Source organism: Streptomyces glaucescens (assembly GCF_002154375.1).
GTDB classification, from domain to species: Bacteria; Actinomycetota; Actinomycetes; order Streptomycetales; family Streptomycetaceae; genus Streptomyces; species Streptomyces glaucescens.
Window position 1 is genome coordinate 1 of sequence record NZ_MUND01000132.1, and the last position, 8893, is coordinate 8893.

Consider the following 8893-nt stretch of genomic DNA (forward strand, 5'->3'; position numbering starts at 1 on the left):
AGGGGGAGCCGAGCTGTTTGATGTGCTGTTGCCCCAAGGTTGAGCGGGTATGCCTGGATGCGGCGTGCATCGGCTGGCCGCTTGCTGCCTGTGCCGGGCGCCGTCGTCATCTGGGGCGCCGCGCCCGGCCCGTCGTCGCGCCGCTGCCATCGGTCTTGCCACCGCGTGTCGGACCGTGCCGTGCCGCCTTCCGGCCGCCGGTTGCGGCGCCCGCCGCCTGTGCCGCATCGCCGCCGTCGCCCGTGGACCTGCCCGCTGGACCGCTGTTGTGCCGCCTGGCCGCCGTACCGGCGCCCCGCCGCGCCGTTGCCTGTGCCGGTATGACGCTCGAGTACCGCCTGCCGTTGTACCGCCGTCGTCCCGCCAGATCTCTCAGGTGCGGCCAGGAGGCGTATCGGTGGTGCCGACGTCTCCGGCGGAGGACGCGGCGAGGGCCATGACCTTCCAGATCGCGGTGGGTACGTCAGCCCCGGGGGCTTCCTGGCGGTCGGCGGCAGAGTGAAGTCGCCTCGGAGCGACCGATCACCTGCTCCCGCATCGACGACTGGCAGGCGGTTGGAGCACCCCGCCATCCGAGGCCCCGCCCCTCGTAGGAGGACCCGTATTCCGACGACTGCCTGCCTGGCCGCCGCGAGGCGCCCTCTGGCACGATCGGCGTGTGCAAGAGCCCTACCGCTACCCGCCCGTGGAAGCCGACCGTATCGACCCGTTGGACGGTGAGGGCGATGGGGAGACCGCGCCGTACCTGATTTTCGGCTGGCGCCGGACCTCGTACGCGTTCGCCGATCCGGACAAGGACTACGGCGGACATCTGGTCCAGTGGATTCCCATGGGCTACATGGTTCTTCGCCATGCTCAGAAGGTGGCCGTGTACAGGGACGGCGAGAGGGTGCGGGAGTGGCCGGTGCCGCAGGGCGAGACGCTCGTGGAACCGCCGCGGAGCACGTCGAGTGATCCCTGCATCGATGCTCTGCTGAGCAGGTCGGCCGCCTCCCACGCAGCGTGGCAGCGCACTGCGTGCGGGTACTTGGTCATGACACCGTCCGTGCCGGACAGGAAGCCTCATGATCCCTACGATCGGGCCGAGGCCTTGGCCATGACGGCCGTGGCCTCACGGACGGAGGGCTTGGCGGCGCTCTGGTACGTCTACCGGGCCGAGAACTGGCACTGACCGGCGGCGGTCACAAGTCCGGGTCGGCCGCGCAGGGCGGGACCTCGACGCCCGCCTCGGCGAAGGGCCGCAGGAGCACGTGGTAGTGCTCCTGTGCGAGCCTTTCGCGGCAGTGAACCGCCCGTGCGGCAATGACGTACGCGGACCTGGCGCCCGAGAGCAGGCCGGAGCGGAACGCCTTGAGTTCGTCGGCACGCGGGAACAGGGCCGAGCCGACCATCGCCTGCAACTCGGACTCGTGCGCAGCGGAGAGCTTGAGCGCGCGGCTCGCCTCACGGCCGCCCTGGCCGCGGAGGCGCACCATGTCGTCGTAGACGACGGCGAGCGCGTCGGGGGTCAGCTTCGCCGCTGTCCCGATGAACCGGGTGGTCACCGCATCCAGCATGTGCTCCTCCTCGCACCCGAACCGGCAGAGGGGGCAGCTTATCCTCCGCTGCTGCGAGGCATTGCCGACGGTCCTCGCTTCGGCGTACGGAGGTGGCCGCGGACCGAGCCGTCGACGGCACCTGGGAGTGGGTGTTCACCGCGCTGGTGGCTCAGGCCGCAGCCAGGGCCGCGCCCAGATCGTTCAGCCCCTGGCCGTCGTCGTTGCGCACACGCTGCGCCCACGAGGCCGGAGCGCCGTCGATCTCGGCAGGGGTGAGGTGATCAGGATGCCGTTGCCGGACTGGCCAACGTCCAGGTGCTGCATTCCTCGGTGGAGTGGTACGCGGCGCCGAACCACTCCGTGGCCGGCCGGTCGCTCTCGCCCCGTGGGCGGCGCGGCTTGTGCCGCTTGTGACGTCCCATGATGTGCCTCGCAGGCATGGCCCCGTGCGCGGGCCGATCGGTTCGCTGAACCCACAACCGGCAGCCCGCCAGCCCCGGTACGCCACGGACTCGTCGGCCACCCGTCCGGCCCACCGGCTGTCGCTTTTGGCGCGCTGCCTGGGGAGCTGCGGTTCCAGCCGCGGTTCGACGGTTCTCCAGACACTTGAAGTTGTCTCATCCGGGTGACATCGCGGCATCTACCAGCACACCTCCGACCGGCACCGAAAGACTGCACGTTGCCAGGGTGGTGACGCATGTCTGTGGGGTCACGTGCAGTTGTTCTTCACCGACCAGCGGACGGTCTGGAAGGTCGGCCAGGTCGCTGGATTGAGTCAGGCAGAGCTGTCAGCTCTGTTCGCCCGGCGTCTGGTGCCTTCGGGTACGCCGATCCTGCTGGATGAAGCGATGCGCCCGGTCGAGCCGGTGTCGTCGTGGTTTCCGGTCGCTGGCGCTGGAACGCAAGGACGCCAAGACGATGCGGTCGTACGCGTACTCCGTCCTGATGCTGCTGCACTTCCTCCTGGCCCGTGAGACGGATCTGCAGTCAGTTACCGAGACAGATCTTCGGGAATGTCGTCTGTGGCGGCAGGGCGAGGCAGAGGAGGTGGCCGGTGACGCCGCCTGGGACCGGGACTGGGCTGCCATCGAAGTCGACGCCGCCGCCACGGTCATCGCGGCCCTGATCGCGGAGAACACTGCCCTTCGCGAGCAGATCGCACAACGCTCAGCCGTCGTCATCCCGCTCGACCGAACACACGCCGCACGCGAGTGAATGTGGCTCGGAACCAGTCTGGGGCCGACGGGCTGACATGGTGAGGTGCCGTGATCAATCCTCGTGGCGCCGACACGCGAGATGGACGGTGATGTCGGCGGCCATCTCGACTCTGTCCGGCAGTACCTGCATGATCTGGCTCAATACCTGCTCTCGCTCCGCGGTCGGCAAGACGAGATAAGCCGAGATGGTGGAGAGATGACCAACGTAGTCGCGAGCGCTCATCGTCACGCGCCGTTCGATCACGGACTGCTGAACGCCGGTGAACCACTCAGACTGTTGCAGCTCCGTACCCGGCCACTGCATCTCATGATCCGGAGGCGTCCCGTCAGGCGACGGAATCTCGTCGCTCTCCAGGAATGGTGCTCGCGCCGCGCGGACGGCTTCATCCACAGCCGGGTCAGCCAGTTGAAATGGCCCGCCGCATGAGGCGAATACGCCACCCGGGGCCAGCAGCGCGGCCACGCGCGACCACCGGCCCTCCGGGTTCGTCCAGTGCAGCGCTGCTGCCGCATAGACCAGTCCATACCGTTCGCCCGGTCGCAAGTCCTCGAACGCGGCTTGCACTGTTCTCACGTTCGCCGGCACGTGCTTGCGCAGTTCGGCGAGCATGGCCCCGTCAGGATCGGTCGCGGTGACCATGACCCTTCGTTGAGCGAACAGGCGGGTTGCCTTGCCTGTCCCAGCGCCGATCTCGAGGGCGGTCCGAACCGGGCGGCCCGCATAGGCCATCACCATGTCGAACAGCTCCACGGGATACCCCGGCCGGAACCGTTCGTATGCTTCCGCCACCGCTCCGAAACTCAGCGCCCGACCGGACATGCCCAGCATCCTGACACGAGCAGCCCCTGCGGTGCTTGATCTTTTCTGGGCGCACAGACGCGAGCTGATGTCTCATGAGACACATCAAAGTCTGGAGAAGGACGGCTACCGGGCGATCGTCTTCACGCCGTGGCCTGCGCGCGGTCCGCTGCTGGTGCAGTCCAGCCGCGGCAGCCTCCTGCAGAGCCGCTTCCCTGACCTCGCGCCGCCGCGGACCTTCCCGACGGCCTGGTCCTCGACGGCGAGCTGGTCGTGTGGGCCAGGGAGAAGATGTCGTCCGAGACGCTCCAGCGGCGCGCGGTCTCCTCCGGCTGGACCGCCACCCGCCTCGCCCGGGAGAGGCCGGCGCACTTCACCGCCTTCGACGTCCTCCATAGCGAAGGCCAGGAGCTGCTGCACGTCCCGTACGGTGAGCGGCGCGGGCAGCTGGAGCGGCTGTTCACCGATCGCGGCCTGAGAGCCCCGTGGACGCTGTGCCCCGAGACCACGGACGTGGCGACGGCGCAGGAGTGGCTGACGTCCTGGACGCAGGTGCCCGGCGTCGAAGGGCTGGTGATCCGGGGGAGTGGCCAGCGGTATCACGGCACTACCTCGCACCGGCTCGGCGAGGTGCTGCGGATCCGTACGATCTCCCGTCTCGGTGTCGACGTCCGCTCGGTACCGGCCCGTCCATCACCGTCGCCGCCACCGCCAGGTCCCCCCGGCCCGGAGGCGTCCTCACCATCGCCCCCGACCAGACCGCGGATTGGCTCGCCCAGCTCCCAGTGGACGCCCTGCACGGCATCGGCCCCCGCCAAGCGGCGACCTTGCGGGACTACGGCATCCACACCGTCGCTCGGCCGCCGACCGCCACTGCCCCTCATCTCTCACGTCCTCCACCCTGCCGCCTCGCCAGTCATGCAAACCCTCGCCGGAAACCGCGGGCGCGTTGGCAGGGCGGCACACCAGCGGATCGACGACTTCCCGGGTCGACAACGATCCGTAGGACCTCTTCGACGTCATGTCCGAGCGGCAGGGAACGGGGTTCGGTCTCGACCGGTCCAAGTCGTACTGACCTACCGCTTCCTGGTACTGCGGCGAGGCGGCCATCACCCGCTAGGTGTGCTGTCCGGCGGATCAAGCTTCGAGGTCGAGGTGTGGCCCCACTCGCTCACCGTTCGGGCCTCACGGTTGTTGTGGTTGTCAGCGCGCCGCGCGCAGCCGCCAGGGGCCGGGTTCTTCGGAGCGGGGGGCCTGCGCTGGGCGATCCGGGGCAGGCGGGTGGAGAGGTCGCCGGTTTCCCGACGGGGAACGCCGGGAGCGGATCGCACCGCACCGGTGGCCCGCAGAGGAGGCAGAGACATGATCCGTCCCGCCGACATCCGGGAGTGGCGTAATCACGACGTCGTGGACCCGAAGGGCCACAAGATCGGCCGGCTCGAAGCGGTCTATGTCGACACCACGACCGACGAACCGGCCATGGCCACCGTCCAGACTGGGCTGCCCACCCGGCATCGTCTGGTCTTCGTACCCCTCATGGACGTGGTCCTCGGGCCCGGCTACGTCAAGACCGCGTACGACAGGAAGCTCGTGCGAAAAGCCCCGTCGGTCGGCACCGACGACGTCCTGCCGGCCGAGCAGGAAGAGGCGATCTTCCAGTACTACGGCATGCCGTATCAGCCCGGCGCGGCCGGCGAACGCCAGCTGGCACGCCGCTGACCGCAGGCATCCACCGAGGAGACGAATCCCTGATGGCAGTCTTTCTCTTCCTGGTCCTCGTGGCCGTCGTACTCGGGATCATCGGCGCCGTGGCGGAAGGGCTGGGCTACTTGCTGATCATCGGCATCGCGGTCCTCGTGGCCGCCTTCGCCGTCGCCACCGTGCGCTGGTCACGGCACTTGCGCCGACGGCCCGTCCGCTGACGAAACGGCAGCCTGACCACACTCCGTGAGGGAGGAGTATGCTGGAGTTATCGAGGACCCTCCGACACCGGCCTCCATGCCTGTGTCGTCCTCGGTGATCCAATACGCCGGGCCGGTTCCGACCGGCCCGAGGCAGGGTTCGCGTCATGACTGCGACCATCTCCCGCCCGGCGACACCCGAAGGCGGGCTCGCCCCCTCCCCTCGCCTCTCGCTCGCTCCCACCGGTTCCGCACCGGCCTTGCTGGACGGCGCCTGGTGGCCGCGCTCGCGCGACCTCCACGCCGAACTGCCCGCACTCGCGGCCGTTCTCGATCCGCTATGGGGACGGATCACCCGGATCACCGTCAATCCCGACCAGTGGCCGGTCGTACCGCGAAAGGTGCCCCTCACCGGGCACGTGGTGAAGGTGGGCTGGTTCCGCGCCGAGCAGGACCCGCACGAGCTGCTGCTGCTCTCCTACCACGTGGGCCGCTGGAACCTGTTGGTGGTGCCCCCGCAGACACCTCCCGCCGAGGCCGCATGGCTGATGGCCGCCGCGAGCGACCCGACGCGCACCTCCACCGGGAGCGCGTTGATGGAGGAGGCCGTGCGTCTGGGGGACGCCGCTGAGACCGACCGGACCGTGAAAGCGGCCTGGGTCTCCGAGGGAGGGCATGGGGCCTCCGGACCAGCTGGGCCCGCTCGGAGCCGGGCGGCCACGGCCGTGCCGCCGTACCGGACGCCAAGGGCGTGAGGACCATGGACACCTCCTGACGGTGATGGCACTCCTGGATTGATCATGCCGGGCGCGTTCCTGATCCACCGGCTCAACGCGCAGCGCGGCGAGCGCATCGGTGCCTTCCCCTACGGCCGTTCCGGATCCGCCGCCCGGGGCCCGGGTCCCGCCGGCCGAGCGGAGGGCCCGCAGCCGGGCGCCCGGAGCCAACGACATCGGCGAACGCCGGGACCACCGCGACGGCGGCGCGGAGCGCTGCGTCCTCGCCGCACCCACAAGAGCCCGACGTAAACCCGGTCGAACGGCATCGCGTACCTCCACCGCCAGGCAGCGGGTGCAGCGGCGCCTTCGCGCGACGCCTCCCACAGGCACCTTCGCCGCGGGCGCCAGCCTGCCCGGCCGGCCGGGGCACGGGCCCGGCTCCCGCGTGCTTGCGGGACCTCGGCAGCCGTACGCCGCGCCGTTGCATCAGCATGCACACGGTCCGGCACGACCCCGAAGACCTGCTCGAAGCGGAAACTCACGCTCGACCGCGAACCGTGCGCGAGCCCAGTCAAAGCCGTCCTCGCGTAGACCGGCCCAGACGTGCTCACGCCCCGCGATCACCAGCAGATCGCCCTCCAACTGACCGGACACACCCGCGCGTCGCCGTCGGTGTACGACGCCGCGCCGGCCAGCTGCCGGAGGACAGCGGCCCCCCAGCGCTCCCCGGCATCGTCCTGCGTGAGACAGAGAGGCGGCTGTTCGCGTCGCTGGAGGGCACCGTGCACTGTGACCAGAACCGACCGCGTTCGCCTCATCCGCACCCTCTACGAACGCCTGGACCGCCTGGGGGACCGCACCCGTCACCCCGGCCGTCTGAACTGCCGCGCACCCGGCAGCGACCACGGTTGTCCCGCGGGCCCGCCCGGCGCGAGGCGCACAGAGGGGATGAAAGCCGATCACCGGCTTCACCATCCGGGCACCGGCGTCGAAAGACCGATCTCGATGGGTCATTCAGATCTCGACGGTCGATTCGGGGCGACGTGCACAGCGGATGGGTCCCGGCACCGACGCGGACCGAGCGCTGGCGTGGCCGAGTTCGGGCCACACCTGGCCCTTACACCGCCTTGTGTACTCTGACATCAGGATGCCCCGGCCCATGGCTGCTCTTCCCACACCTTCTGGAGAAGTACTGGTGTCCGCGCCACGTTTGTACGCGCGCTGAATCCCATTGCTGCGCCAGCACCGTGTGGAACCGATCTGCTGGATACGTCGCCACGGCGGCGTGACAGATTCAGTTCCCCCTACCGCCCCGACCCGACTTCGTGTGCGACGTGCCGTTGTGACGTCGTCCGCGTGCGGGTCGGCGCCGGGAAATGAGACATCATGCCGACCCCTCGTCGTCTTTCGATGACGGCCAGTCCCCGCCCAGTTCGCGAACGACAGGACCGACGATGACCACAGACACGACGCAATGCGCCGGCGACACCGTCGCACCGAATAGGGAACGCCGCGCAGGCAGTGACTTCTCACGTCTGTCCAAGCAGATCAAGGACGCCGGACTGATGCGGCGTCGCCCCTTCTACTACGGCGTGCGCATGACGCTGGTGACCGCGGCTTACGCGGTGGGCTGGCTGGCCTTCGTGACGATCGGCGACAGTTGGTGGACGCTGCTCACCGCCGTGTTCCTCGCTGCGGTCTTCGGACAGGTCGCGCTCGTCGCGCACGACGTCGGTCACCGTCAGGTGTTCCGGCGCAGCCGTTCGAGCGCGCTGATCGGGCGGCTCGCCGCCAACATAGGGATCGGCATGGGGTACGGCTGGTGGCAGGACAAGCACTCCCGCCACCACGCGAACCCCAACCACGAAGAGCTCGACCCCGACGTGGCCCCCGACATCCTCGTCTGGAGTCAGGCCCAGGCCCGCAAGGCCACCGGCCTGCCCCGCCTGCTCGGCAGGGTGCAGGCGTACCTGTTCTTCCCGCTGCTGACGCTGGAGGGCTTCAACCTGCACGTCGCGGGGATGCGGGCGCTGGCCGACCCCTCCCTCAAGCAGCGCCGGATCGAAGGAACTCTCCTCGCCGCTCACTTCGTCCTGTACCTCGGCGCGCTGTTCCTCGTGATGTCTCCGGGGAAGGCCGTGGTGTTCCTCCTCGTACACCAGTGCCTGTTCGGGGTCTACCTGGGAGCCATCTTCGCCCCGAACCACAAGGGAATGCCGACGCTCACCGGCAGCGACCGGCCCGACTTCCTGCGCCGCCAGGTCCTCACTTCCCGCAACGTACGTGGGAACTGGTTCACGGACGTGGTGCTGGGTGGACTGAACTACCTGATCGAGCACCACCTGTTCCCGAGCATGCCCTCGCCGAATCTGCGCAAGGCACAGCTCCTCGTGCACCGCTACTGCGACGAACTGGGCGTGGCCTACCTCCAGACCTCGCTCATCGCCTCCTACGGACAGGCACTCAGGAGCCTGCACCAAGCAAGCAGTCCGCTGCGGCAGCAGCCGCGGCTCGTCTGAAGACCTGGGTCACGCGTGGCGAGGCCGGCGGTAACGGTGGCCCACCGAGAGGCCAGCGCCCTGCTGAAGGCGAAGGCGGTACGGTCATCGACAGCCGCGACGCCGATGACGAGCAGCCCAGGTTCCGCCAGGTGACTTTCTGATCGGCTCGTGCCCGGCACGACGCACTGAACGCTGTCACGAAAGCCCGAGTACGCCCA

At 69.1% G+C, this 8893-nt stretch carries 10 protein-coding genes and 1 pseudogene; 8 read left to right on the forward strand and 3 right to left on the reverse strand.

Annotated features, from left to right (window positions below; translation table 11 throughout):
- Positions 1-658 precede the first annotated feature (658 nt).
- Positions 659-1171 carry a hypothetical protein gene (locus tag CCN42_RS09825; RefSeq protein WP_086734630.1) on the forward strand — a complete coding sequence of 171 codons (513 nt, stop codon included), beginning with the start codon at positions 659-661 and terminating at the stop codon, positions 1169-1171.
- Positions 1172-1181: 10 nt separating this feature from the next.
- On the opposite strand, the gene CCN42_RS09830 is transcribed toward CCN42_RS09825, so the two are convergent.
- Positions 1182-1556, reverse strand: a complete 375-nt coding sequence (locus tag CCN42_RS09830; RefSeq protein ID WP_086734632.1) for a hypothetical protein — start codon at positions 1554-1556, stop codon at positions 1182-1184.
- Positions 1557-2251: 695 nt separating this feature from the next.
- On the opposite strand from CCN42_RS09830, the gene CCN42_RS42070 reads away from it, so the two are divergent.
- A complete protein-coding gene (locus tag CCN42_RS42070) occupies positions 2252-2512 on the forward strand; it encodes a hypothetical protein (protein WP_143661885.1) in 261 nt (86 codons plus the stop codon).
- Positions 2484-2753, forward strand: a complete 270-nt coding sequence (locus CCN42_RS09840) for a hypothetical protein (RefSeq protein ID WP_143661886.1) — start codon at positions 2484-2486, stop codon at positions 2751-2753. The genes CCN42_RS42070 and CCN42_RS09840 overlap by 29 nt, the downstream gene beginning before the upstream one ends.
- 54 nt (positions 2754-2807) lie before the next feature.
- Here the strand turns inward: CCN42_RS09840 and CCN42_RS09845 are convergent, their stop codons facing one another.
- Positions 2808-3584 (reverse strand): class I SAM-dependent methyltransferase, encoded by a 777-nt coding sequence (locus tag CCN42_RS09845; RefSeq protein ID WP_245877210.1) that lies wholly within the window; start codon positions 3582-3584, stop codon positions 2808-2810.
- Positions 3585-3845: 261 nt separating this feature from the next.
- Here CCN42_RS09845 and CCN42_RS46100 point away from each other — a divergent pair.
- The 5 genes and pseudogenes from CCN42_RS46100 to CCN42_RS09870 all read left to right on the forward strand — a co-directional run.
- Positions 3846-4097, forward strand: a pseudogene (locus tag CCN42_RS46100) (ATP-dependent DNA ligase); the annotation flags it as partial.
- 819 nt (positions 4098-4916) lie between these two features.
- Positions 4917-5273, forward strand: a complete 357-nt coding sequence (locus CCN42_RS44270; protein WP_086734636.1) for a PRC-barrel domain-containing protein — start codon at positions 4917-4919, stop codon at positions 5271-5273.
- 32 nt (positions 5274-5305) lie between these two features.
- The gene (locus tag CCN42_RS43225; protein ID WP_169731430.1) at positions 5306-5476 is read left to right on the forward strand and encodes a hypothetical protein; all 171 of its coding nucleotides are present in this window, start codon (positions 5306-5308) and stop codon (positions 5474-5476) included.
- Positions 5477-5622: 146 nt separating this feature from the next.
- Complete coding sequence (locus tag CCN42_RS09860) at positions 5623-6210, forward strand: DUF5994 family protein (protein WP_086734638.1); 588 nt, start codon at positions 5623-5625, stop codon at positions 6208-6210.
- Between the two features lie 1418 nt (positions 6211-7628).
- A complete protein-coding gene (locus CCN42_RS09870) occupies positions 7629-8693 on the forward strand; it encodes a fatty acid desaturase family protein (RefSeq protein ID WP_086734639.1) in 1065 nt (354 codons plus the stop codon).
- Here CCN42_RS09870 and CCN42_RS44280 read toward each other — a convergent pair.
- Entirely contained in the window at positions 8624-8854 is a 231-nt protein-coding gene (locus tag CCN42_RS44280; RefSeq protein ID WP_143661887.1) for a DUF6207 family protein, read from the reverse strand. The two genes, CCN42_RS09870 and CCN42_RS44280, sit on opposite strands and share 70 nt — an antisense overlap.
- Positions 8855-8893 lie beyond the last annotated feature (39 nt).

Excerpts from the sequence above, each read along its gene's own strand:
- CCN42_RS09830 (WP_086734632.1), bottom strand. The coding sequence starts at position 1,556 with ATGCTGGATGCGGTGACCACCCGGTTCATCGGGACAGCGGCGAAGCTG.
- CCN42_RS09840 (WP_143661886.1), top strand. The coding sequence starts at position 2,484 with ATGCTGCTGCACTTCCTCCTGGCCCGTGAGACGGATCTGCAGTCAGTT.
- CCN42_RS09845 (WP_245877210.1), bottom strand. The coding sequence starts at position 3,584 with ATGCTGGGCATGTCCGGTCGGGCGCTGAGTTTCGGAGCGGTGGCGGAA.
- CCN42_RS44270 (WP_086734636.1), top strand. The coding sequence starts at position 4,917 with ATGATCCGTCCCGCCGACATCCGGGAGTGGCGTAATCACGACGTCGTG.
- CCN42_RS43225 (WP_169731430.1), top strand. The coding sequence starts at position 5,306 with ATGGCAGTCTTTCTCTTCCTGGTCCTCGTGGCCGTCGTACTCGGGATC.
- CCN42_RS09860 (WP_086734638.1), top strand. The coding sequence starts at position 5,623 with ATGACTGCGACCATCTCCCGCCCGGCGACACCCGAAGGCGGGCTCGCC.
- CCN42_RS09870 (WP_086734639.1), top strand. The coding sequence starts at position 7,629 with ATGACCACAGACACGACGCAATGCGCCGGCGACACCGTCGCACCGAAT.